At 61.5% G+C, this 23,824-nt stretch carries 26 protein-coding genes; 13 read left to right on the top strand and 13 right to left on the bottom strand.

What is annotated here, in order from left to right; translation table 11 throughout:
* Positions 1-148: 148 nt before the first annotated feature.
* The 3 genes from moaC to moaE all read left to right on the top strand — a co-directional run bounded on the left by moaC (position 149) and on the right by moaE (position 1,407).
* Positions 149-625, top strand: coding sequence for a cyclic pyranopterin monophosphate synthase MoaC (gene moaC / locus VC352_RS15320; protein WP_322980389.1), 477 nt, complete (start codon positions 149-151; stop codon positions 623-625).
* Positions 622-864 (top strand): MoaD/ThiS family protein, encoded by a 243-nt coding sequence (locus tag VC352_RS15315; RefSeq protein WP_322980388.1) that lies wholly within the window; start codon positions 622-624, stop codon positions 862-864. Before moaC ends, VC352_RS15315 begins: the two co-directional genes overlap by 4 nt.
* A gap of 87 nt (positions 865-951) precedes the next feature.
* Positions 952-1,407, top strand: coding sequence for a molybdopterin synthase catalytic subunit MoaE (moaE, locus tag VC352_RS15310; protein ID WP_322980387.1), 456 nt, complete (start codon positions 952-954; stop codon positions 1,405-1,407).
* Between the two features lie 9 nt (positions 1,408-1,416).
* Here the strand turns inward: moaE and VC352_RS15305 are convergent, their stop codons facing one another.
* From VC352_RS15305 to VC352_RS15275, 7 genes are all read right to left on the bottom strand, one after another.
* Positions 1,417-1,581, bottom strand: a complete 165-nt coding sequence (locus VC352_RS15305; protein ID WP_322980386.1) for a hypothetical protein — start codon at positions 1,579-1,581, stop codon at positions 1,417-1,419.
* 70 nt (positions 1,582-1,651) lie between these two features.
* The gene (locus VC352_RS15300; RefSeq protein WP_322980385.1) at positions 1,652-1,990 is read right to left on the bottom strand and encodes a Rieske (2Fe-2S) protein; all 339 of its coding nucleotides are present in this window, start codon (positions 1,988-1,990) and stop codon (positions 1,652-1,654) included.
* A gap of 62 nt (positions 1,991-2,052) precedes the next feature.
* Positions 2,053-2,451 carry a YbaN family protein gene (locus VC352_RS15295; protein ID WP_322980384.1) on the bottom strand — a complete coding sequence of 133 codons (399 nt, stop codon included), beginning with the start codon at positions 2,449-2,451 and terminating at the stop codon, positions 2,053-2,055.
* Positions 2,444-3,031 (bottom strand): biliverdin-producing heme oxygenase, encoded by a 588-nt coding sequence (locus VC352_RS15290; RefSeq protein ID WP_322980383.1) that lies wholly within the window; start codon positions 3,029-3,031, stop codon positions 2,444-2,446. Before VC352_RS15290 ends, VC352_RS15295 begins: the two co-directional genes overlap by 8 nt.
* Before the next feature lie 99 nt (positions 3,032-3,130).
* Positions 3,131-5,728, bottom strand: a complete 2,598-nt coding sequence (locus VC352_RS15285) for a TonB-dependent receptor (RefSeq protein ID WP_322980382.1) — start codon at positions 5,726-5,728, stop codon at positions 3,131-3,133.
* 174 nt (positions 5,729-5,902) lie between these two features.
* On the bottom strand, positions 5,903-6,835 hold the full coding sequence (locus tag VC352_RS15280) for a FecR family protein (RefSeq protein ID WP_416340188.1): 933 nt from the start codon (positions 6,833-6,835) through the stop codon (positions 5,903-5,905).
* Between the two features lie 61 nt (positions 6,836-6,896).
* Positions 6,897-7,418 (bottom strand): sigma-70 family RNA polymerase sigma factor, encoded by a 522-nt coding sequence (locus tag VC352_RS15275; RefSeq protein ID WP_322980610.1) that lies wholly within the window; start codon positions 7,416-7,418, stop codon positions 6,897-6,899.
* 579 nt (positions 7,419-7,997) lie between these two features.
* Between VC352_RS15275 and VC352_RS15270 the strand changes: the two genes are divergently transcribed.
* The gene (locus VC352_RS15270) at positions 7,998-8,885 is read left to right on the top strand and encodes a ChaN family lipoprotein (RefSeq protein ID WP_322980381.1); all 888 of its coding nucleotides are present in this window, start codon (positions 7,998-8,000) and stop codon (positions 8,883-8,885) included.
* Between the two features lie 273 nt (positions 8,886-9,158).
* Here VC352_RS15270 and VC352_RS15265 read toward each other — a convergent pair whose 3' ends face one another.
* The 4 genes from VC352_RS15265 to VC352_RS15250 form a co-directional block, all read right to left on the bottom strand.
* Complete coding sequence (locus tag VC352_RS15265) at positions 9,159-9,944, bottom strand: cyclic nucleotide-binding domain-containing protein (RefSeq protein ID WP_322980380.1); 786 nt, start codon at positions 9,942-9,944, stop codon at positions 9,159-9,161.
* A 105-nt stretch (positions 9,945-10,049) separates the two neighbouring features.
* The gene (locus VC352_RS15260) at positions 10,050-10,322 is read right to left on the bottom strand and encodes a TfoX/Sxy family protein (RefSeq protein ID WP_322980379.1); all 273 of its coding nucleotides are present in this window, start codon (positions 10,320-10,322) and stop codon (positions 10,050-10,052) included.
* A 112-nt stretch (positions 10,323-10,434) separates the two neighbouring features.
* Positions 10,435-10,779 (bottom strand): pentapeptide repeat-containing protein, encoded by a 345-nt coding sequence (locus VC352_RS15255; protein ID WP_322980378.1) that lies wholly within the window; start codon positions 10,777-10,779, stop codon positions 10,435-10,437.
* A gap of 86 nt (positions 10,780-10,865) precedes the next feature.
* Entirely contained in the window at positions 10,866-12,428 is a 1,563-nt protein-coding gene (locus tag VC352_RS15250) for an AAA family ATPase (protein WP_322980377.1), read from the bottom strand.
* 114 nt (positions 12,429-12,542) lie between these two features.
* Between VC352_RS15250 and mrcB the strand changes: the two genes are divergently transcribed.
* The 3 genes from mrcB to VC352_RS15235 are packed head-to-tail and all read left to right on the top strand — an operon-like array spanning position 12,543 to position 15,926.
* Positions 12,543-14,861 carry a penicillin-binding protein 1B gene (gene mrcB, locus VC352_RS15245; RefSeq protein WP_322980376.1) on the top strand — a complete coding sequence of 773 codons (2,319 nt, stop codon included), beginning with the start codon at positions 12,543-12,545 and terminating at the stop codon, positions 14,859-14,861.
* A gap of 40 nt (positions 14,862-14,901) precedes the next feature.
* Positions 14,902-15,600 (top strand): tetratricopeptide repeat protein, encoded by a 699-nt coding sequence (locus tag VC352_RS15240; RefSeq protein WP_322980375.1) that lies wholly within the window; start codon positions 14,902-14,904, stop codon positions 15,598-15,600.
* Entirely contained in the window at positions 15,600-15,926 is a 327-nt protein-coding gene (locus VC352_RS15235; protein ID WP_322980374.1) for a YqcC family protein, read from the top strand. Before VC352_RS15240 ends, VC352_RS15235 begins: the two co-directional genes overlap by 1 nt.
* Positions 15,927-15,938: 12 nt before the next feature.
* Here VC352_RS15235 and VC352_RS15230 read toward each other — a convergent pair whose 3' ends face one another.
* Complete coding sequence (locus VC352_RS15230) at positions 15,939-16,373, bottom strand: DUF4124 domain-containing protein (protein ID WP_322980373.1); 435 nt, start codon at positions 16,371-16,373, stop codon at positions 15,939-15,941.
* Positions 16,374-16,780: 407 nt separating this feature from the next.
* Here VC352_RS15230 and VC352_RS15225 point away from each other — a divergent pair, with 407 nt between their 5' ends.
* Both VC352_RS15225 and ilvN read left to right on the top strand, forming a co-directional pair.
* Positions 16,781-18,505, top strand: coding sequence for an acetolactate synthase 3 large subunit (locus tag VC352_RS15225; RefSeq protein ID WP_322980372.1), 1,725 nt, complete (start codon positions 16,781-16,783; stop codon positions 18,503-18,505).
* A 2-nt stretch (positions 18,506-18,507) separates the two neighbouring features.
* The gene (gene ilvN / locus VC352_RS15220; protein ID WP_003243161.1) at positions 18,508-18,999 is read left to right on the top strand and encodes an acetolactate synthase small subunit; all 492 of its coding nucleotides are present in this window, start codon (positions 18,508-18,510) and stop codon (positions 18,997-18,999) included.
* Between the two features lie 54 nt (positions 19,000-19,053).
* On the opposite strand, the gene ilvY is transcribed toward ilvN, so the two are convergent.
* Positions 19,054-19,935 carry an HTH-type transcriptional activator IlvY gene (ilvY, locus tag VC352_RS15215; RefSeq protein ID WP_322980371.1) on the bottom strand — a complete coding sequence of 294 codons (882 nt, stop codon included), beginning with the start codon at positions 19,933-19,935 and terminating at the stop codon, positions 19,054-19,056.
* 124 nt (positions 19,936-20,059) lie between these two features.
* Here ilvY and ilvC point away from each other — a divergent pair, with 124 nt between their 5' ends.
* From ilvC to msrQ, 4 genes are all read left to right on the top strand, one after another.
* A complete protein-coding gene (gene ilvC / locus VC352_RS15210) occupies positions 20,060-21,076 on the top strand; it encodes a ketol-acid reductoisomerase (RefSeq protein ID WP_125875246.1) in 1,017 nt (338 codons plus the stop codon).
* A 138-nt stretch (positions 21,077-21,214) separates the two neighbouring features.
* Positions 21,215-22,030: a CDP-diacylglycerol--serine O-phosphatidyltransferase gene (gene pssA / locus VC352_RS15205; protein ID WP_322980370.1), complete on the top strand. Its 816-nt coding sequence runs from the start codon at positions 21,215-21,217 to the stop codon at positions 22,028-22,030.
* Positions 22,031-22,097: 67 nt separating this feature from the next.
* Positions 22,098-23,108: a protein-methionine-sulfoxide reductase catalytic subunit MsrP gene (gene msrP, locus VC352_RS15200; RefSeq protein ID WP_322980369.1), complete on the top strand. Its 1,011-nt coding sequence runs from the start codon at positions 22,098-22,100 to the stop codon at positions 23,106-23,108.
* Positions 23,108-23,734, top strand: a complete 627-nt coding sequence (gene msrQ, locus VC352_RS15195) for a protein-methionine-sulfoxide reductase heme-binding subunit MsrQ (RefSeq protein WP_322980368.1) — start codon at positions 23,108-23,110, stop codon at positions 23,732-23,734. The genes msrP and msrQ overlap by 1 nt, the downstream gene beginning before the upstream one ends.
* The last annotated feature ends 90 nt before the right edge of the window (positions 23,735-23,824 follow it).

The following is a 23,824-nucleotide window of genomic DNA, read 5'->3' as shown; positions in this document are numbered from 1 at the left end:
CCGTCTTCACGCCCCTCTTGCTCTTGCTGAAGAGGTGCAATGACAGGCTTGCAAGCCGACGCCCCTGCCCATGGCCGGGGCGTTTTTGTAACTGCCAAATCCTGACCGGCGGGCTTACAATCGGCCGATTATCGCCAGGAGCTTTCCCGTGCTGACCCACCTCGATTCCCAAGGCCGCGCGCATATGGTCGACGTCACCGACAAGGCGACCACCTTTCGCGAAGCCACCGCCGAAGCGCGCGTGCGCATGCTCCCCACCACCCTGCAGATGATCGTCGCCGGTGAGCATCCCAAGGGCGATGTGTTCGCCGTGGCGCGTATCGCCGGCATTCAGGCGGCGAAGAAAACCAGCGATCTGATTCCCCTGTGCCACCCGCTGATGCTCACCGGGGTCAAGGTGGAGCTGCGCGCCGAAGGTGATGACTGCGTGCATATCACTGCGCGCTGCAAACTGTCCGGGCAAACCGGTGTCGAGATGGAGGCACTGACGGCCGCCAGCGTCGCCGCGTTGACCATTTATGACATGTGCAAGGCCGTGGATCGCGGCATGGTCATCGAGCAGGTACGCCTGCTGGAGAAACTCGGCGGCAAGAGCGGTCACTATAAGCTGGAGGAGCAAGCATGATCCGCGTGCAGTATTTCGCCCGTTACCGGGAAGCCCTGGGTCGCGACGAGGAGCAGGTCAGCGGTGATTTCGTCACCCTCGATGACCTGCGCCTGCATCTGTTGGCCCGTGGTGGCGAGTGGGAAGTCCTCAGCGAGCAGAACCTGATGTGCGCACGCAACCAGGAGCTGTGCAGCCTCGAAGAACCGCTGGCCGAAGGCGACGAAGTCGCCTTCTTCCCCACCGTTACCGGCGGTTGATGCCGATCCAGCCGTAGGGTGGGCCGGGCGGCGTTCCGTTTTAGCCCACCAAACCGCTTCTGAAAACTCCCCATCGAACGAGTTGCCATGACCATCCGCGTCCAAACCCAGCCCTTCGATCCCGGCACCGAACTCAACGCCCTGCATGCCGCCAACCTCGGCATCGGCGCGGTGGTCACCTTCGTCGGCTACGTGCGTGACTTCAATGAAGGCCGCGAAGTGGCTGGCATGTTCCTCGAGCACTTCCCCGGCATGACCGAGAAGGCCCTGTCCAAGATCGCCGATCAGGCACGCGAGCGCTGGCCGCTGCTGGGTATCGAGATCATCCACCGTATCGGCCGCCTGGAGCCGGGCGAGCCAATCGTTTTCGTCGGTACCAGCAGCGCCCATCGTCAGGCCGCGTTCGACGCCTGCAACTTCATCATGGATTACCTGAAGACGCGCGCACCGTTCTGGAAGAAGGAAGATACCGCCGAGGGCCCGCGTTGGGTCGAGGGCCGGCACAGTGATCAGGACGCCGCACAGCGTTGGCAGCGCGACTGAGAAGGTGAGTCAGGCCAGCGCCAGGTGCACGCGTAGGGCGATCGGTACCAGCATCATCAGCACGCCAACCCCCAGGATGCGCACGCCCCACTCGTGCTCGCGGAAGTTGAACCCCACGCCCAGCAGCAAAAAGCCGCCAACCAGCAACGCCAGCATCAGGTGGTAGTGATCCATAGCTCATCTCCCGCGCGGTGACTCTGGAATGGAGTCTAGACGCTGGGTTGGCGAGCGGGCCTGACCCGGATCAATATTCGCCGGTCTGATCGGCAGGCATCAGCCAGATGCCTTCGGCGTCTTCACGGCAGGCCAGGGCCTGCAGCGCCTGCCCCGCGCAGGGGCCCGCCACGCATTCGCCGGAGTCGATGAGAAACAGCGCGCCGTGGGTGGCGCAGCGGATCAGGCTGGCACTGTCGTCGAGGAACGCGTCGGGCTGCCATTGCAGGCCGACGCCTCTGTGTGGGCAGCGATTGCGGTAGGCATAGACCTGACCGTCCTTGCGAACGATGAACAATGACAGCGAATCGACGAGAAACCCCCGGCTCTGGCCTTCGGCCAGTGCGTCCGAGGAACATAGGTGAATCATCGCGACCTCCTGGGCTGGAGGGCGATTATCGCGCAGGCCGCACGCATGCGGCCAGGCGAGGTTCAGGGTTTGCGCTTGTCAGGCCTTGACCAGATCCACAGATTACCCAGCGCCATGCCCAGCACCAGTGCATAGAGCCAGTAGCCATGGGGCAGGGTAAGCAGCATCAGCAGCAACCCCAGCAGCATCGACAGGCTCGCGGCGATCTTGGCGCTGCGGCTGATCGTCTTGCCATTGCGCCAGTTGGCCAGCATGGGGCCGAACACGCGGTGGTTCTCCAGCCAGGCACTCAGGCGTGGTGAGCCATGTGCGGCGGCCCAGGCGGCGAGCAAGATGAACTCGGTGGTTGGCAGGCCCGGCACGACCAGGCCGACCATGCCGACGCCCAGGCTAATGTAGGCCAGCAAGACGTAGAGCAGCCGTGCCAGTCGCGAGCGTTGCGCCAACGGTTCTTCAGGCATGGGCACTGGCACGGGCATAGCTGTGCTGCAGCAGTTCGGCGAAGCGCTCGAAGGCCGCCAGCGCGCCGGCTTCTGCTTCGGCTTGCTGCGCTTCGCTCAGTGGCAGGGCGTCGAGGCTGCGGGTGAAGCGCTTCCAGCCCTCGGCACGACCACCTGCGGGCTCGCCCAGATGACGCGCGCCGAAGTGCTGATCCAGGCCCAGCGCTGCAACACGCTTGAGCAGGAAGGCGGCGCCGAGCTTGGAGCCCTCGGAGACGAACAGCCAGCCCAACGCGGCGGCCTGCGAGGCGGGCGGTTCGGTAGCGGGCAGTGTTTGTGGCACGTCGGTTTCCAGGTCGGCAAGATCGGCGCGCGCCTGTTGTGCCCGGCAGCGTTGGGCCAGGTCATCGAACAGCTGGTTCAGCTCGGCATCCTGATAGAGCGCCTGCAGTTGCGACTGGAAGAGGTACTGCGCCGCGACGAACGGCGCGAAGTTTTCCCGACTGGAGAAAGGGTCATGGGCTTTGACGGCCGCGTCGAGACGCTCGTGTACCGCATGAGTCGCCTGATTCAGGCGTTGGGAGAGCAGGGCATTGGACATGGGGGATTCCTTGTGGCTGTGGACATTTTCAACACGGGACATATCAGCGGATAACAACGCTCCGGCTACTCGTGTGCCAGAGCGTTCCCATTGCTTCGCTCAGATATCCCAGACCAGGTTGATGGCGAAGTTGCGTCCCGGCTGGGTCAGGCGTTCGAGGTTCGCCGGGCTGGTCACCGAGGCTTCGCCCACGCTGTCATAGCCGCGTACGTCATCCCACAGCCAGTACTGCTTGTCGGTCAGATTGTAGAGGCCGGCGTTGAGCGTCAGATCCTCGCTGAGCTTGTAGTAGCCCGTCAGGTCGAGGATGCCGAAGCCCGGCGTGGCGAACTGGCTGGTGGTGCCGTCGGGGATGTTGAAGTTGCTGTCGTCGATGCGTGTCTTGCGCTTGACCAGCGTCCAGCTGAGCAGGCCACCATAGTTCGGCTGGTCGTAGCCCAGGCCGAATACCCCGGTCAGCGGGTTGACGCTGTTGAGCGGCGCGCCGGTATCGTCGTCGCGGCCACGGGCGTAGGCGATCGAACCTTGCGTGTAGAGACCGGGCATGGCGCCGAAGCTGTCCAGATTCAGGCGTCCCTTGGCCTCGACACCCCGGATGCTGGCATGAGCGATGTTGACGCTCTTGAACGTGGTACCGGTGGTGGCCAGGCTGGCATCTTCGTCGATGAAGTCACGGTACTCGTTATAGAAGGCCGTGACTTCGAAGCTACCGGCACTGAAGCGACCCCGCAAGCCGCCTTCCATGCCGCGGCTCTTTTCCGGTTCCAGATCCGGGTTGGGCTCGACGGTATAACCGCTCGAGAGGTTCTCGAAGCGACCGTAGAGTGCCTTGGCGGTTGGGGTGCGGAAGCCCTCGGCGTACTGGGCGAAGCCGGTGTAGTGGTCATCGAAGGCGTAGGTCATGCCGAACTTCGGCGAGACGCGGTGCCAGACCTTGTCATCGTCGTCGTAGGTGGTCACCGAACTATTGGCGATGGTGGCGAGAAATTCGTCGGTCAGCTCTGGTCGCATGCGCGTGTAGTCATAGCGCAGGCCCGGGGTGAAGCTCCATTGGTTCCAGTGAATCTCGTCCTGGGCGAACAGGCTGTAGGTCTTGATGGTCGGATCCGGGAAGTCGCTCTGTGGCGTCAGGGTATCGGAGGCATTGCTGCTGATGGCGCCAACGCTGGTGCAGTTGGCGCCCAGTACGCGCAGGCAAACGCCATAGCCTGTGCGCAGGCCGGTGACTTCCTCGCGCTTGAGGGTGGTGCCATAGGTCAGCAGGTGGTCGGTCGCGCCGATGGCGAAGGCCTTGTCCAACTGGGCGTCGAAGACCCACAGACGATCCTTGTAGGTGGTATCCCGATAGCGCATCACGTCGCGGGTCGCCGCACCGGTGAAGAAGTTCTTCGGTACGTAGTGTTCCACCGTGCTCTGGTCGGTCTTGGCCAACTGGTAGTTCAGGCTCCACTTGAGGTTGTCGGCCAGCAGGCTATCGAGCGCCAGGCTGTGTTCCAGGCCGAAGCGTTCGCGGCTGATGGTGTCGTTGCCGTGGCGCGACTCGTAGTAGTTGAAACCACTGCCGGCGTTATAGGGGCCGCCTACGGCGCTGAGCTGGTTGGTGTCGCGGTCGTCCTTGTACTTCTCGTAGGTCAGTTGCAGGCGATCCGTGTCGTTGTAGTTCCAGCCCAGCTTGGCCAGCAGGTTGGTGGTGCGGACATCCCCCGGGTTGGCCTCGCTGCGGTTCAGGCCAATGCCGCCGTCGTTGCCATGGGATTCGGTTTCGTGGCCGTTGCGTTGCGACAGGTGCAGCAGGGCATCGAAGTCGCCTTGGCGACCTGCCACGGTGCCTGAGGTCAGCCAGCTCTCGTCCGCCGAGCTGTAGCCGGTCTTGAGACGAGCACCGACATCCTTGCTGGGCTTGATGATGTCGTCGGCATCCAGGGTGAAGTAGCTGACCGCGCCACCAATGGCGCTGCTGCCATAGAGTGCGGAAGCCGGGCCGCGGAGGATTTCCACGCGCTTGACGATCTCCGGGTCGACGTAATTGCGGTGGGTTTGGGCGTAGGGGCCGTTGAAGAAACTGTTGGGAATGTCCACGCCATCGACCTGGGTCAGCACCCGGTCACCATCGATGCCGCGGATGTTGTAGCCGGTGATGCCGGCGCGTTGCCCGGCGCCGCCAACCGACACCCCGGGCTCGTCACGCACCAGTTGCTTGATCGTGTTGACGTTGTTGCGGTCCAGATCGGCGCGGCTGCGCCCGCTCACTGTGCTGGCGACCAGATCCGCGTTCTGCGCCTGGCGTGTGGCGGTGATCGTCTGGGGCTGCAGCTCGAGGCTATTGGCGGCCAGGGCGCGATACAGCACGACATTGCGCGGACCTACCGAGCGATAACCCAGGCCACTGCCCACCAGCAGGCGCTTGAGCGCCTGCTCCGCCGGCAGACGACCATTGACCCCGGGCGAAGTAATGCCCTCGGCCAGTTCGGCCGGTAGGCCGATCTGCCACCCCGTTGTGCTGCTGAAGGCGTTGAGTGCATCGGCCAGAGGCTGGCGGCTGATGCTGAACTGGTAGGCGGACTGCGTCTGCACGCTGTCGGCAGCCAGGGCTGCCGATGGCGGGATGGCGCCCAGGGAGATGGAAAGGGCCAGCAGTGTCAGGCAAGCGGGCGCGCGCAGCGGCTGCAGGGCGGTACGGCACAGGGTAGGCGACATGTGAGAGCTCTCGGTCGGTCAGTTGAGTGATTGGAATGCGAATCACTTTCGTTGGCATTTGACTGGACGAACGAGTGCTTACGAATGCGTAAAAAAACTTTCAGAAATCTCTGAGGGGCGACAGAGCTGGGCCCTGTCGGGCGTGGCGAGGCTCTTGTCAGCCCTCGCCGAGGGTCAGTTGAGCACCAGAACGTGTGGGTACTCGTGCAGATCCAGCGCTGCGATCTGCGCCAGGGAACGCATGGCGCCCAATGGATCATCGAGGCGGTAGTTGGCTGTCACCCTGACGCTACCTGGCTCTGCACGCTGGTCGAGAATCCAGCCAGGGTAGTAACGCTGCAGTTCGGCCAATACCTTTTCCAGCGGGCAGTTTTCGAACACCAGGCGTCCATCCACCCAGGCCAGCGGCTGGCTGCTGCGGCGACGTTCGCCAAAGCCGTCAGGGCCGATACGTATGCTGTCGCCGGCATTCAGACTTACGCGGATGTCGCCGCGCTGGGTGCTCAGGTCGGCTTCACCGTGGCGGACGCTGATTTCCGCTTCGTCCCGCAGGTAGCGTACGGCGAAGGCCGTTCCCCGTACGCTGACGCGCACGGGCCCCGCATCGATCTGGAAAGGGCGCTGCGCATCGGCCGTTACTTCGAAGTAGGCTTCACCGCGTAGCAGTCGCGCCTGGCGCTGTTGGTCGTCGATGTGACTGGTGAGCAGGGTGTCGGTATTGAGAAGGATGCGCGAGCCATCGCTCAGGCTCAGGTCGCGCTGCTCGCCAGTGCTGGTGGCGTGGTCGGCGCGCAGGCGCAGGGGGAGGTCGGTACGCAAGGTCATCCCGAGAGTGAGCAGGACGCAGGCCGCGGCTGCGTAGCGTCGCCAGTGCCGCCGTCGTGTGGGGCTGGCTTGGCGTTGTTCAAGAGCAGCGGCGGCATGGCTGAGCAGGGGGGACTGCCAGGCATGTTGCACACGTTCGAAGGTCCGGCGGTTTTCGTGGCTGGCCTGCAGCCAGATATCGAATTGCTCACGGGTGGCCGCATCCGCATCGGGTAGGCGGATCAGCCAGTCCATGGCTTGCTGCAGACGGATTTCGGCTGCGCGTTGATCGGGGGCGTTCACCGGGCATTCCTGACGAAGGGGGAGTCGATTGTGGAGCAGTCGCGGTCGGATAGGTAGTTCGTCATGATTGCTCCTCGAAGCGGCTGAGCACGCCGATGCAGATGGCCATGATCAGTTTCAGTTCCTTCTGTACCGTACTGGATGAAACGCCGAGTTGCTCGGCAATCTCGGTATAGCTGCAGCCATGCAGGCGGCTGAGGACGAAGATGCGCTGCTGGCGTGGAGTGAGCCGTTCTAGGGCGGTGCCCAGGCGTTCAAGGAGTTGCTTGGCCTGATGCCCTTCCTCCGGGGATGGAGCCTCGCTCGCCACATCCAGCAGGACATTGGCAGGTACGTCTTCGAGTAGCGTGCGCGATCGCATGCGCACATGCCGAAGGTGATCCAGCGCAAGATTGCGCCCGGTCTGGAAAAGAAAGGGCTCCAGATGGTCGACCTTGTGCAAGCTCAGGGTATGGGCGACGCGCAGGTAGGTGTCCTGCACCAACTCCTCCGCAATACTGGGATTTTTCACCATGCGAACCAGTGTGCGCAGTAGCGGCAGGCGCTGCGCCATGAACACTTTGTCAAGATTGGAACTGCTCACAGACGTCCATCTCGCGAACAAATGATAAATATTATCATTTGTATCTTTACCCCGTGCAAGGCTTGCTACGTCATCTTGGTGCAAGTGCTTTTCATCGGTGTCAGGTCTGTCATGGTTGACCTTCTCGTCCCTCGAAGCTGGGCGAGACGCCTATCTGGAAGGTTGGGGTTGCAATGAATGATGGCGCTGCGCACCGTCGATGCCGGAGCATCCGGTCTGTCGCCGCTATCTTGAACTGTTCGGCGGTGAGCGGCAGCGTCCTCACCTGGCGAGTGCTGGTGCCGATACGAACCGTCTGGGGTGGGACTGATGTTCTGCGCCCACGGCATCGGTACACGACGCTTGAGGCGGTGCTTGGCTGCGCTGTGCTGGTCATGGTGCACGGTTTCAACCTGGCGGCGCGTTGCTGTGATCGCCTATTGTTATTGCACTCGGGGCCACGGCATTGGGTGCGCCCGAACAAGTTTTTGTGCTGCGGCTCTACGCCTGATGTTGGAGCTGAAGGTCTTGGTCAATAGGCATCTGCAGCGGGGACATCGGTTGGTCGTAGCACGCTGATCGTCACATCTGGAGCCACTCATGCGAAAAACACTGCTGCTGTGCGGCGTGCTGCTGCTCGCCGCCTGCCAGAGCCACGGGAGGTTGCCGCCGCCCGCAGCGCTCGCGCCACTGGCGCAGGATCACCCCGACTTCGGCATGATCAAGGATCTTGCCACTGGTGAGACGCTTAGCGCCGAGGAGTTGGTCGATCGCCTGGCTGCACTGCCTCGGGTGCTGGTGGGCGAACGTCACGACAATCCGGATCATCATGCCTTGCAGCTCTGGCTGTCTCGCGAGCTGTCGGCGCGTCGTCCGCAAGGCAGTGTGTTGATGGAAATGATCAATCCGGATCAGCAGTCGCGCATCGAGCAGGCTCAGCGCGAGAGGCGCGCGGGACGGACGCAGGCCGATCCGACCGAGTCGCTGGCCTGGCAGCCAGGCTGGAGTTGGTCGCTCTATGGGCCATTGGTGCAACATGAGTTGAGCCAGCCTTATCCATTGCTGGCTGCCAATCTGGATCGTGCCGAGATTCTGGATATCTATCGCAAGCGCCCAACCCTTCAGGGCTCGGCCTCAACGGCCAGCAGCGTTCAGCAACGTCTGCTGGCAGATATTCGCCAGTCCCATTGTGACATGCTGCCGGAGAGTCAGTTGCCCGCCATGCTCGCCGTGCAGCAACAACGAGACCGCCGTATGGCCGAGGCGCTGCTGGTCGCACCGCAGCCGAGCCTTTTACTGGCAGGCGCTTTCCATGCGCGCAAGGATTTGGGTGTGCCACTGCACCTGGCTGACCTCGGGGCGTCCGCTCGTCAGGCCGTACTGATCCTGGCTGAAGCAGAGCAGCCGGTGGACGCGCGCATGGCTGACTACGTCTGGTATACGGCGGCCATGCCGCAAGAGGATCTCTGTGCCAGCTTGAGACGCTGATCGCGCGCGGTCTGGTTCGAGCGCTTTTTCGGCAGGCAAAAAAAGACCCGGCAAAAGCCGGGTCAATAACCGTGATTAGCCTGATGAGGAGATAATCTGAAGAGTCCGACTGAATGGTCTCTTTAGCTTATCGGCTGATCTCGCGACCAGTTGTGGTAATAATAACAATTCTCATTTTGATGTCAACGGCTTTTTGAGAACTTTTCTCATGTTTTCTCAGGGGGCGTTAAAACCAGAAGCCCGGCTTGGTGCCGGGCTTCGTATGGGGCGGGTTCAGCTACGTAGCTGGGTGACTTCCTTGTTCAGCAGATCGATGCGGCGCGCCATGCTCTCGATCAGGCTGTGAGCGATGCGGGGATTGCTCTGCATCAGACTGAGGAACTGCTCCTTGGGAATCACCATGACCGTGCAGGGTTCGCTGGCTACCACGGTGGCGCTGCGTTTCTCCCGAGTGAAGACCGCCATGGCCCCGAAGATCTCGTCCTTCTGCACGTCGCCGACCTTCTGCCCATCGACATAAGCCTCGGCATGACCTTCTATGATGATGAACACATGATCGGCATCGTCGCCCTGGTGGATCAGCTCTTCACCCGCGGCGAAATGCTGGAAGCCGGTGGCCGGACGAATCTCGGGCTGCTTGAGGCGTGCCAGCGCATCGGAGAGCAGTGCCGTGTGGCCGATCAGGTAATGGATGAATTGTTCCTGGCGTTGCTCGCTGGCATGGATGTGCTGGAACACTTCGCTGCGCGAATAGGGAATCAGGCTGATGGGCTCTTCGCTGCTGTAGCGGCAACTGGGCAGCTCGATGCCCTGGCGCAGGCCCACCAGATCGCCTTCGTGCAGGTAGAACAGCGGGCGTTCGTCGACCAGTGCATGCAACAGGCCGCTTTCGATGATGAACAACTGGTTGCCTGGTAGTGCCTGGCTAAGGTCGTCCACGCGATCGAGGCGCAATGGTTCGCCGATGGGTTTCAGCCCTTCCAGCAAGTGAGCGGGGATGCTCTGCAGGCGGTTGATCAGCTGATCGGCGTAAGCCGGTTGCTCCCCGAGTAAATACATGACCGTAATTCCTTGAACTGGCTGGGCTGTCTGAACGTACGAACGTCCCTGAAACAATAGGCTGTGGCGCTTGTGCCGGCAATCCTCCCGAGTGCGGGTTGTGAGCTATCTCTTGTTGTTTTGCGAGGATTCTTCCAGTTGTCCGTTGAGCTGGGCCTTGTGCGCATCGGGCAGTTCGCTCCAATGCACGCCCAGAAGCGCGCCCTCGATGGCATACAGCAAGACTTTGGATGCACGGAAGCCCCGTGCGCGTACGGCACGATAGGCACCGACGGCGCCATAGCGGCGCAGGTCGCTGGCGCTGTGGATGCCGACGGCATGGAGCCACTGCGCCGAAGTCTTGCCCAGGTTCTTCAAATGCTGCAGTTCGTCGTTCATGGGGCCTCCCTGCGTGGGGTTGCGTACGTATGGGCGGGCCGAGGTGTCGGCTGGAGTGTGCCCATGTGGCACGAAAACCCGTGTGACGTGGTGGTGCGTTGCATGAGTTCGGCTATTTGGTGCGATAGCGCAGGCGCGTGCCGAAGTTCACCGACATGAGAATTTCGTCGGCGGTCAAATCGACAGGGAAGTAGGCCCCGGAGATCTGCGCATGGGCCAGGCTCGCACCCTCGATCTTGGAATAGCGAAAATCCAGGCCGCGCAGATCCGCGCCGCGGAAGTAGGCATCGGTGAAATTGACGCCTTCGGTGTCCATGTTGCGCAGGTCAAGACCGCGGAAGTCACCGCCGGATAGATCGACTTCGCCATCCCTGGGTTTCTGTTCATTGAACCCCTTGATGTCGTCGTTGTGCAGCAGGCGGTAGAGCGGATGGTCAAGCTGACGTGGCTGGCTCATGGCAGGTACCGGTGACGGACTCACCGGAAGTATAGAAGGCGCTGCGTACTTTGCCCGGTACGCAGCGCCAGTGAAGCGGCGAGGCGTCAGATACCCGGCAGCTTCTGCCGGATCCGCTCGATCAGGCTGTCCAGGCTGGCGCTCTCGTGGGTATCCACCCGCCCACTATGCAACTGCTCCTCGGCGTCCAGTGGCTCACGCGCTGCCTGTTGCGCCTCGATGACGGCCATCGTTGCGTCGGATGGGTCGCGTCCTTCGCTTTGGCGCTGGCTCAGCCAGGCTGCAATGACGGCATCCGGTGCGTGGCAGTCGAGAATGAGGAAGGGCGCGCCGCTTTCCTCTGCTGCCTGGCAGGCCGCCTGGCGCTGCGCCGCCTTGAGATAGGTGGCGTCGATGACCACCGGGAAGCCTGCGTGCAGTACCTCGCGCGCCAGTTCATGCAGGCGCCCGTAGGTCGCCTGGCTGGCGTCTGCGCTATAGATGCCGCTCTGCAGTTGGCCTGTCTGGGCCGCATCCTGCTCGCCGAACAGGCGTTTGCGCTCGACATCCGAGCGCAGGCGAATGGCGCCCAGCGCCTCGACCAGGCGCATGGCGACATGGCTCTTGCCGACGGCGGATACGCCATGAGTGATGGTCAGGAAGGGCGTCGGGATGGCGCTGTAGCTTTCCGCCAACGCGGCGTAGGCGCGGTACTGGCGCAGGATCACCGCTCGTTGTACCGAGTCCTGTTCCTGGCCCAGGCGGAACAGGCTGACCTTGCCACGCACCATGGCGCGATAGGCCTTGTAGAAGTTCAGCAGTTCCAGGCTCTGGTAGTCACCGGTTTGCTCCAGCCAGGAGCTGATGAAACGACGGGCCATGCACTTGAGCCCGCGATCCTCGAGATCCATGGCGAGGAAGGCGGCGTCCGAAGCGATGTCGATCAGGCGAAATGGCTCGTTGAATTCGATGCAATCGAACAGCACCACCTGGCTGTCGATCTGCGCGACGTTACCCAGATGAATGTCACCATGGCATTCGCGGATGAAACCTTGCGCCTTGCGTTCGGTCAGCAGCGGCTCAAGGCGTTCATAGCTGGACTGGGCCCAGGCTTCCAGCGCTTCCAATTGCTGCAGGTCGGCCTTGTCGCTGAGCATCGGGCGAATCTGGTCGAAGTTCTGCTGCACCGGTTCCATCACCGCTTGCGGAGTCACCAACGGGTGATCCTGCGCTACCTGCGGGGCGTTCAGATGAAAACGTGCGATCTGATCGGCGAGCGCGTCGATGTGCCGCTCATCCAGTTCACCGCGCGCCTGGATGGCGCTGAGCAGTTGATCCTGCGGAAACTGACGCATCTTCAGGGCATATTCGATGGCCGGGCCTTCGCCACCCAGACTAGGCGCCTGCTCGCTGCCACAAATAGGCAGCACTTCCAGGTAGAGGTCGTCAGTCAGGCGCTGGTTCAGGCGCAGTTCTTCCTCGCAGAAATGCTGGCGTGCCGACAGCTCGGTGAAGTCGAGAAAACCGAAATTGACCGGCTTTTTGAACTTGTAGGCATAAGGGCCGGTGAGCAAAACCCAGGAAATGTGGGTCTCAATCACGCGAAACCCTTCCACCGGATGAGGGTAGAGGGCCGGGTTCTGTAGCGCGGCAATCAGGCTTTGGCTCACGTTCGATCCTTGTCATTACGCTGTTAGTGCTCGGCATTATGGCCGCTGCGAACGGCCATGCAAACCATCCGGGCAGCCCTGCTGGCCTCCAGGTAAAGTGCGTATAATCCCGCCATGACTCGAAAACGCTCCCCCCGCTCAAGCAAGAAATCCCGCTCCTCCGGTTTGCGCCCCTGGCTCGCCTGGGGATTCAAACTCGGCCTCGTCGGCCTGGTTGTCCTCGCCGGCTTCGCCGTTTACCTCGATGCCGTGGTGCAGGAAAAATTCTCCGGCAAGCGCTGGACCGTTCCGGCCAAGGTCTATGCCAGGCCGCTGGAGCTGTTCGTCGGACAGAAACTGAGCAAGGACGATTTCCTGCGCGAGCTCGATGCGCTGGGTTATCGCCGCGAAAGCAGCGCGAGCGGCCCAGGCGCCGTGGCGGTCGCAGGCAATACCATCGACATGTACAGCCGTGGCTTTCAGTTCTACGAGGGCACCGAGCCTGCTCGGGCAATCCGCGTGCGCTTCTCTGGTGATTACGTTGCCGGCCTGACCCAGGCCGGCGGTGCCAATCTCGCCGTGGCGCGACTGGAACCCATGCTGATCGGCGGGTTGTACCCGGCGCATCAGGAAGACCGCATCCTGATCAAGATCGACCAGGTGCCGGCCTACCTGATCGATGCGCTGGTTGCCGTGGAAGATCGCGATTATTTCGAGCACTTCGGCGTGTCGCCCAAGGGCATTGCCCGTGCCATCTGGATCAACGCCACGTCCGGGCGTCTGGTGCAGGGTGGCAGTACCCTGACCCAGCAGTTGGTCAAGAACTTCTACCTAACCAACGAGCGCACCCTTCTGCGCAAAGCCACCGAAGCCATGATGGCGGTGCTGCTCGAGTTGCATTACGACAAGCGGGAAATTCTCGAGGCGTACCTCAACGAGGTGTTCCTCGGTCAGGACGGCCAGCGCGCGATCCATGGTTTCGGCCTGGCCAGCCAGTATTTCTTCAGTCAGCCGATTTCCGAGTTGAAGCTGGAGCAGGTCGCGCTCCTGGTGGGCATGGTCAAGGGGCCGACCTATTTCAACCCCAGACGTAACCCCGAGCGCGCGATGACTCGGCGTAACCTCGTGCTCGACCTGCTCGCCGAACAGGGCTCGATCACGCCTGAAGAGGCCGCCGCTGCCAAGCAAAAGCCCCTGGGTGTGACGCAGCGTGGCAGCATGGCCGACAGCTCCTTCCCGGCCTTCCTCGATCTGGTCAAGCGCCAACTGCGTGAAGACTATCGCGAGGAAGACCTGACCGAGGAAGGCCTGCGCATCTTCACCAGCTTCGACCCCATCCTGCAGCTCAAGGCCGAGGAGGCGCTCGCCGAGTCGCTGAAGCGTCTGGCCGGGCGTAAAGGGGTGGATGAGGTGCAGGCCGGCATGGTCGTGACCAACCCCGAAACCGGTGAGATTCAGGCGCTGATCGGCAGCCGCCAGCCACGCTTCGCGGGATTCAATCGTGCCCTCGATGCCGTGCGTCCCATCGGCTCGCTGGTCAAGCCGGCGATCTACCTGTCGGCGCTGGAGCGGCCGAGCCAATACACGCTGACCAGTTGGCTGGAGGATGAGCCGTTCTCCGTCAAGGGGCAGGATGGCCAGGTCTGGACGCCGCAGAACTACGACCGCCAGGCGCATGGCTCCATCTTTCTGTATCAGGGGCTCGCTCACTCCTACAACCTGTCGACGGCCAAGCTCGGCCTGGAAATCGGTGTGCCCAATGTCCTCAAGACCCTTCAGCGAATGGGGATGAAGCGAGAGTGGCCGGCTTATCCGTCGATGTTGCTCGGGGCGGGTGCGTTGACCCCGATGGAAGTTGCGGACATGTACCAGACGCTGGCCAACGGCGGTTTCAATACCCCACTGCGTGGCATTCGCAGTGTGCTGACATCCGATGGCCAGCCGCTGGGCCGTTATCCGTTCAAGATTCAACAGCGCTTCGATCCCGGCGCCATCTACCTGGTGCAGAACGCCATGCAGCGCACCATGCGCGAAGGTACCGGACGCTCGGTTTACAGCCAGTTGCCCAGCTCGCTCAACCTGGCCGGCAAGACCGGCACCAGTAACGATTCGCGTGACAGCTGGTTCGCGGGCTTCAGTCAGGATCTGCTCGCGGTGGTCTGGCTTGGCCGCGACGATAATGGCCCGACCCCTTTGACGGGGGCGACCGGCGCGCTGCAGGTCTGGACGGGCTTCATGCGCAAGGCTGATCCGTTGCCGCTGGATATGCCGATGCCGGACAACGTGACCATGGCTTGGATCGATCGTACGACCGGGCAGGGCTCGGCTTCCGGCTGCCCTAACGCGGTGCAGATGCCTTATATTCGCGGCAGTGAGCCAGCGCCCGGAGCCGGCTGTGGCATCCAGGCGCCGGTCGACTCGGTGATGGACTGGGTGCGCGGTTGGCTGCAATGACCGGCTGGCTGCCTTCACCCTTACTTGAAGAGGATTGGATGTGAACAAGAAGTGGCTTGTCGCCCTGCTGGCAACGACGGCTCTTGCAGGTTGTAGCACGGTACCGCGTGGCTCGATTCCGGTGGTCGATGCCGGCACGCCGTTGTCGGCCGGCAGCATCGCTGGTTCTAGTGCACCGACACCTGCTGCGGCCCAGCCGCGGCAGATCGAGGAGGACTCCGGCGTAGTGGTGATGGTGCCGCAAGGCGCTGTTTCGTCGCCGCTGCAGACCGGGCCACAAGCCGCTCCCTCGAGTGGCGGTCTGACCTTCGACGAGCCGCCGGTGAGCAGCGGCCAAGGCAGTTTCTCTGCGTCTCCTGCTCCCAGTGCGCCGAGCGGCATACCCAGTGGCGGTGGCCTGGCTGCAGACGAACAACTGGATGGCCCGGTGCTGGCGCTGCTGACCACCGCACAGCAGCAGCAGGGCGGCGGTGACCTCAATGGCGCTTCCTCCAGTCTCGAGCGTGCCCAGCGCATCGCCCCGCGTGAGCCGCAGGTGCTCTATCGACTGGCCGAGGTACGCCTGGCACAGGGCGATGCGGCGCAGGCCGAGCAATTCGCGCGACGCGGCCTGACCTATGCCTCGGGTCGTCCGGCGCTGCAGGCCAGTCTGTGGAATCTCATCGCGCAGGCGCGTGAGCGTCAGGGCGATGCAGCCGGTGCTGCGCAGGCGCGTGAGCAAGCGCGGGTCAGTCTGTAATGGATGAGCGTGCCTCGCAGGTCGCCGATCAGCTGTTGCTGATCGAGCGTGAGCTACGTCAGTTGGGCTGGTGGCAGAGCGAGGCGCCGAGCGCCGAGGCGCTGGCCAGCCAGACGCCTTTCTGCGTCGACACCCTGGCTTTCGAGCAGTGGCTGCAATGGATTCTTCTGCCGCGGATGAAGGTGCTGCTGGAGAGTGCGGCTCCGCTGCCTGCGGTGTCCGGCATCAAGGCGATGGCCGAGATGGCCTATCGCGAGCAGCCCGTCAACGTGCGGGGGCTGCTCGATGTGCTTGGTGAGTTCGATCGTGTGCTGACGCGTGCCTGAGCCAGCACGCGTTTAGCGACAGGTCTCGTCGATGGACTTTTTCAGCTCGGTGATGCGCTGCTGACGCTCGTCTTCACCGATGCGGCGCAGCTCACCATTGTCGCCCTCGATTCTGACGCGAGGGTTGTTCTCCAGTTGCGCGAGGTTGGTACGCGCACTTTCGCAGTACTTCTTGCGTTCGGCCTCTTGCTTGGCGACCTGATCCTTGACCTGATCGTCGATCGCTTTCTGCTGGGCGTCGTCCGAAGCTGGCGGTGTTGTCGGGGCGGGCGCCGGCGCACGGGGCGGTGGCGTTGCGGTGTTGATGGACGTAGCGTCCTGGCCCTGCGGCGGCTGTGCGCCAAAGTGGGTGACGCCCTGGTCGTCCACCCACTTGTAGATCTGGCTGGCCATGGCGGAAGTGCTCAGGGCGAGCAACAAACTGCCAGTGAGGATCATGAGGCGCATGCTGTTTCCTTTCTTAGAGAGCCGCGGGACTGCTGGTTACTATAACCAAAAGCCGCCATTGTTCATCCTGCGCTGTGTCACAGGTGAGGATCGTTGGGTGGCGCTGCACGCATCGCTTGACTTGCCAGCGGCTAACCCGAACAATCGCCATTCCATCGCAGTGGAGTCCGCCGCAAGCGTCCTCCAGCTCGGTGCAAAGAGGCGCTATCCGTGCCGAACCGTGACACCCGCAACGCGTTACCTCGCGCTGGGAGGGTCAGCCCCGCAAGACCATGGGCTGCTCCGTTACTCGTCAAGCTGATGTTCCGAATCCACGATCACCATCGTGCATGTCCGCTGACAGTAAGACCTACTTAAAGGGCCGCTCGTCTGTCGGGTGGCACACTGGCGTTCAAGAGGTGAAAAACGTGGAGCTCTTATCTGGCGCTGAAATGGTCGTCCGCTTCCTGCGTGACGAAGGCGTTAAGTACATCTATGGGTACCCGGGCGGTGCCCTCCTGCATATCTACGATGCCCTGTTCAAAGAGCCGGAAGTGACTCACGTCCTGGTTCGTCACGAGCAGGCTGCGACCCACATGGCAGATGGTTATGCCCGCGCTACCGGCAAGGCCGGCGTGGTGCTGGTAACCTCCGGCCCGGGGGCGACCAATGCCATCACCGGTATCGCCACGGCTTACATGGACTCGATTCCCATGGTCGTGATTTCCGGTCAGGTGCCGAGCAACATGGTCGGTACCGATGCCTTCCAGGAAACCGACATGGTCGGTATTTCCCGTCCGATCGTGAAGCACAGCTTCATCATCAAGCACCCGTCGGAAATTCCTGAGGTGCTGAAAAAGGCGTTCTACCTCGCCGAATCTGGTCGTCCCGGCCCGGTCGTGGTCGACATCCCGAAAGACATGGGTGACCCGACCCAGAAGTTCGAATACGTCTACCCGAAGAAGGTCAAGCTGCGCTCCTACAGCCCGGCGGTGCGTGGTCACTCCGGTCAGATCCGCAAGGCTGCCGAGATGCTCCTGGCCGCCAAGCGTCCGGTCATGTATTCCGGAGGTGGCGTGATCATGGGCAATGCTTCTGCGCCGCTGACCGAGCTGGCGCAGATGCTCAACCTGCCGGTCACCAACACCCTGATGGGCCTCGGTGGCTATCCGGGTACCGACCGCCAGTTCATCGGCATGCTTGGTATGCACGGCAGCTACACCGCCAACCTGACCATGCATCACGCCGATGTGATTCTGGCCGTCGGCGCGCGCTTCGATGACCGCGTGATCAACGGCGCGGCAAAATTCTGCCCGAACGCCAAGATCATCCACATCGACATCGACCCGGCTTCGATTTCCAAGACCATCAAGGCCGACATCCCGATCGTTGGCCCGGTGGACAGCGTGCTGACCGAAATGGTCGCCATCCTCAAGGAAATCGGTGAAACCCCGAACAAGGAAACTGTTGCCAGCTGGTGGAAGCAGATCGACGAGTGGCGCGGTAGCGGCCGTCTGTTCCCTTATAACGAGGGTGACGGTTCGATCATCAAGCCGCAGACGGTGATCGAGACCCTGTGCGAAGTGACCAGGGGCGATGCCTTCATCACCTCCGATGTCGGTCAGCACCAGATGTTCGCCGCACAGTACTACCGCTTCAACAAGCCCAATCGCTGGATCAACTCCGGTGGCCTGGGCACCATGGGTTTCGGTTTCCCCGCCGCGATGGGCGTCAAGATGAACTTCCCGGAAGCCGACGTGGCTTGCGTGACCGGCGAAGGCAGCATTCAGATGAACATCCAGGAACTGTCGACCTGCCTGCAGTACGACCTGCCGGTGAAGATCGTCAACCTGAACAATGGCGCGCTCGGCATGGTTCGTCAGTGGCAGGACATGCAGTACAGCAGTCGCTACTCGCACTCCTACATGGAGTCGCTGCCTGACTTCGTCAAGCTGGCGGAGGCTTATGGGCATGTAGGCATGCGCATCACCGAGCTCAAGGATCTCAAGCCGGGTCTCGAAGAGGCCTTCGCACTGAAGAATCGCCTGGTGTTCCTCGATATCGCGGTGGATACCAGCGAGCACGTCTACCCGATGCAGATCCGGGATGGCGCAATGCGTGACATGTGGCTGAGCAAGACGGAGCGTACCTGACCATGCGACACATCATTTCCCTGCTGCTGGAAAACGAGCCGGGCGCACTGTCCCGCGTGGTCGGTCTGTTCTCCCAGCGTAACTACAACATCGAAAGCCTCACCGTTGCGCCGACCGAGGATCCGACGCTGTCGCGTCTGACCCTGACCACGGTCGGTCATGACGAGGTGATCGAGCAGATCACCAAGAACCTCAACAAGCTGGTCGAGGTGGTCAAGCTGGTCAACCTGTCGGAGAGCGCCCATATCGAGCGCGAGCTGATGTTGGTGAAGATCAAGGCCACCGGCGCCCAGCGTGCCGAGGTCAAGCGCACCACCGACATCTTCCGCGGCCAGATCGTGGATGTGACCAGCAGCGTCTACACCGTGCAGCTGACCGGTACCAGCGACAAACTGGACAGCTTCATCCAGGCCATCGGCACCGCGTCGATTCTGGAAACCGTGCGCAGTGGTGTCACCGGCATCGCTCGAGGCGACAAGGTACTGAGTATCTGATCGCTGTGGTTGCAGAGAGCCCCGCCTGGTGCGGGGCTTTTTATTGCCTGAGATTCAGAGCTGGCGATTCCAGAAGGCGGCGATCAGTGGATCCTTGAGGCGCTTCTCCAGCGCGAACAGGCCAATGTCATACGCCGTCAGTGGTGGCCGGATGTCGTAGATGCGAATGCGGGCGGTCAGAGGGCTGTTGTCCAGCACGATCTGCGGCACCACGCCGATACCGAAACCCAGGCTGACCATGCTGACGATCGCTTCGTTACCGCTGACCTGGGCATAGATGCGCGGCTTGATGTTGTGGTGTTTGAGCCAGCGGTCGGTGCGCGTTCTGGCCAGGCCTTCCTCGGAGAGAATCATCGGTACGTCCCTCCAGCTCTCTGCCGTCGGCTGCCGCAGTTGTTCCTCACTCAGTAGCTGTGTGGCTTGAGGGCCGATGAAACGCAGCTCCGAGCGAGTGATCGACTGAAATTCCACGCCGGCAGGCAAGGTGTCTGGCCTGGCGCCGATAGCCAGGTCTTCCTGGCCTTGCTGCACGCGCTCGACGGCTTTGGCCGGGTCGCCGGTATGCAGTTTCATTTCGATGCGTGGGTAATCCTGGCGAAAGCTGCTGAGGATGTCATAGAGGAAGCTGTAGCTCGCGGTCACCGAACAATACAGGGACAGCTCGCCATGCAGGCTTTGCTGATCCTGCATGAAGGTCTGGCGTATGGCTTGCCAACCATTCATCACCTCGCTCGCGTATTCACGAAACTGCTGGCCCTCACGGGTCAGGCGAACCGAGCGGTTGTCACGCAGGAACAGGGGCGCGCCGAGTTCCTCCTCGAGCTGCTTGATGCTGCGGCTCAGTGCAGAAGGGCTGACGTGCTGTTCGCGGCTGGTCTTGCCGAAGTGCAGGTTGTCTGCCAGGGAGAGAAAGAGCCTGAGGGAGTGGCTGTCCATTTGCGTTTCACATATCGGCACGTTGTGTTGCAAATATATCATTTTACGCAATGGATAAGATCACATAAGGTGCTTGCGTCGCGGTGCTTGCACCCATCCCTTTCGATTCAAAAGAGCCAAGAACATGAAAGTTTATTACGACAAAGATTGCGACCTCTCCATCATCCAGGGCAAGAAAGTCGCCATCATCGGTTATGGCTCCCAGGGCCACGCCCAGGCCTGCAACCTGAAGGATTCCGGCGTTGACGTCACCGTGGGTCTGCGTAAAGGCTCCGCCACCGTTGCCAAGGCCGAAGCCCATGGCCTGAAAGTGGCCGACGTTGCCACTGCCGTTGCTGCTGCCGACCTGGTCATGATCCTGACCCCGGACGAGTTCCAGGGCCAGCTGTACAAGAACGAGATCGAGCCGAACATCAAGAAGGGCGCTACCCTGGCCTTCTCCCACGGCTTCGCTATCCATTACAACCAAGTCGTGCCGCGTGCCGACCTCGACGTGATCATGATCGCGCCGAAGGCCCCGGGCCACACCGTACGTACCGAGTTCGTCAAAGGCGGCGGTATCCCTGACCTGATCGCCGTTTACCAGGACGCCTCCGGCAATGCCAAGAACGTTGCCCTGTCCTACGCCTCGGGCGTTGGCGGCGGCCGTACCGGCATCATCGAAACCACCTTCAAGGACGAGACCGAGACCGACCTGTTCGGTGAGCAGGCCGTTCTCTGCGGCGGTACTGTCGAGCTGGTCAAAGCCGGTTTCGAAACCCTGGTCGAAGCTGGCTATGCGCCGGAAATGGCCTACTTCGAGTGCCTGCACGAGCTGAAGCTGATCGTCGATCTGATGTTCGAAGGCGGTATCGCCAACATGAACTACTCGATCTCCAACAACGCCGAGTACGGTGAGTACGTCACCGGTCCGGAAGTGATCAACGCCGAATCCCGTGCCGCCATGCGTAACGCTCTGAAGCGCATCCAGAACGGCGAATACGCCAAGATGTTCATCACTGAGGGTGCTGCTAACTACCCGTCGATGACTGCCTATCGCCGCAACAATGCCGCTCACGGCATCGAAGTGGTCGGTGAGAAGCTGCGTGCGATGATGCCGTGGATCGCTGCCAACAAGATCGTCGACAAGACCAAGAACTAAGGTCTGCGATGTGCGAAAGAACGCGGCTTTATGCCGCGTTTTTTCATTATTGGGCAGTGCTTCTGGTATAAAGCCTGGGCGTCGGCGCCGCTGCGAGCGCTGCCGGCCATTCTTCAAATCCGTAGCAAGGTGTTGTTCATGAGTGAAGGTCACGAAGAGCCGAAGCGGGCGGGCGAGGATATCGAAAGCCTGCTGCCCATCGACGAGCATGTGGAGGAGGGGCACGACGCCGAGGGGCGCAAGGTGCGTCATCGCGGGATTTACCTGCTACCGAACCTGTTCACGACGGCCAATCTGTTCGCCGGTTTCTACTCCATCATCAATTCGATGAACGGCAACTTCTACGTCGCTGCGGCGACCGTATTCGTAGCCATGGTGCTCGACAGTCTGGACGGCCGAGTCGCGCGCCTGACCAACACGCAAAGCGCATTCGGTGCCGAATACGATTCGCTTTCCGATATGGTCGCTTTCGGCGTCGCCCCGGCACTGCTCGCATTCGAGTGGGCATTGGGCAGCATGGGCAAGGTCGGCTGGATGGTCGCCTTCATCTATGTGGCCGGCGCCGCGTTGCGCCTGGCGCGCTTCAATACCCAGATTGGCAGCGTCGACAAGCGCTACTTCATCGGCCTGGCCAGCCCGGCAGCTGCGGGGGTTGTGGCCGGTACTGTCTGGGCGTTCAGCGATTTTGGTATCCAGGGTTCCAACATGGCTTTCCTGGTGGCGCTGCTGGTCGCTGCAGCGGGATGCCTGATGGTCAGCAATATCAAGTACTACAGCTTCAAGGATCTCGATCTGAAAGGGCGCGTGCCATTCGTGGCCATCCTGGTCGTGGTGCTGGTGTTTGCGGTGGTGTTCAGTGACCCGCCACGCATCCTGTTGCTGATTTTCCTGGCCTACGCCGTTTCCGGTCCTATTCAGTACCTGTTGCAATTGCGCCGTCGTAAAACGGTGTGACGCTGTAATTTCTTCCCTGTTCCGTGGTCTACAGTTCGTTTCTCAAACCGTAGACCACGGAGTCACCATGCTCATCCGCGTCCCTTCTCCTTCTCGGTCCCTTGAGTCCGAAGTCACCCCCGAGTCCGTCTATCTTTCCCGGCGCAAGCTTATGCAAGGCTCACTGGCCCTGGCGGGAATGGCAGCTATGCCGGCCTGGGTGCACGCGGACACGCCTGGCAGTTACGCCAATTTGGAGCCGGCCAAGGCTCCGGCCTGGTTCGAAGAAAAGCTTCCCAGTACTCGATGGCAGGCCGTTCGTGCTGAAGGCGAGAGCATTACGCCCTTCAAGGATGCGACGCACTACAACAACTTCTATGAGTTCGGCACCGGCAAGGGTGATCCGGCCGCCAATGCCGGCAAGCTGCAGGTCGAGCCATGGACGGTGATGGTCGACGGTGAGGTGGGTAAGCCAGGGCGCTATGCCATCGAAGACCTGGTCAAGCCGCATGCCTTCGAAGAACGCATCTACCGGCTGCGCTGTGTCGAAGCTTGGTCCATGGTCATTCCCTGGCTGGGATTTTCTCTGGCGGAGTTGCTTAAGCAGGTAGAGCCCAGCTCGGCGGCTCGTTATGTCCGTTTCGAGACGCTGGTCGATGCGCAGCGCATGCCCGGACAGCGCTCTGGCTTTTCACTGATCGATTGGCCCTATGTAGAAGGCTTGCGTCTGGATGAGGCCATGCATCCACTTGCCTTCATGGCTGTTGGTATGTACGGCCGTGTATTGCCAGGGCAGAACGGGGCTCCTCTGCGCTTGGTCGTACCCTGGAAGTATGGCTTCAAGAGCATCAAGTCCATCGTGCGCATCAGCCTGGTTGCAGAAGCGCCGAAGACCACCTGGGAGCGTATCGCCCCTAATGAGTACGGCTTCTATGCCAACGTCAATCCGCAGGTCGATCATCCGCGCTGGTCGCAGGCGACCGAACGACGTTTACCCAGCGGGTTGTTCAGCCCAAACATCGTCGATACGCGCATGTTCAATGGCTACGACGAAGTGGCCGAGCTCTATGCCGGTATGGATTTGAAGAGGTATTACTGATGCGCTATCGGTTTTGGCGCATCGCTGTTTTCATCGCTGCAGCGATACTGCCTCTGTATTGGTTGTATTGCGCGTCCGTCGGGCTCCTGAGTCCTGATCCTGGCAAGGTGCTTGTGGACAATCTCGGTCTCGGCGGTTTGATTCTGCTGCTGATCACGTTGGCGATGACCCCTTTGCAGCAGCTGACCCGGTGGGGAGGTTGGATCGCGGTACGGCGACAGTTGGGATTGTGGTGTTTTGCTTATATTGCCTTGCACCTGGCGGGCTATGCGCTGTTCATTGCGGGGCTGCGGCTGGATCGGGTTGCACATGACCTGTACGAGCGTCCCTACATCATTGTTGGTGCGTTGGCGTTTGCGGGATTGCTGGTATTGGCGCTGACGTCCAATCGCTTCAGCATCAGGCGACTTGGGCGCAGATGGAAGGCGCTGCATCGTTCGGTCTATGTCATCTTGCTTCTGGCGCTGCTGCATATGCTCTGGGTGGTACGCGCTGATCTGAGCGAATGGCTGGTCTATGCGCTGGTCGGGGGCTGCTTGCTTTCGGTTCGTGTGCCTTATCTGGCTGCTGCGGTTCAGCGCTTTGGTGGCCGCTGGCGGGAAAATCCGAAGAAAATTGAAATATAAGCTTGACGCGCAATCTGCTGGATGTAGAATGCGCGCCACTTCAGCGATGAAGCGCTTCAAAAACTTCTTGTTAATCAATAAGTTAAGTTG

Source organism: Pseudomonas sp. C11, from assembly GCF_034683865.1.
Taxonomy (GTDB): domain Bacteria; phylum Pseudomonadota; class Gammaproteobacteria; order Pseudomonadales; family Pseudomonadaceae; genus Aquipseudomonas.
The sequence above is the reverse complement of the archived record's forward strand: the minus strand, read 5'-3'. Positions and strand labels throughout refer to the sequence as shown.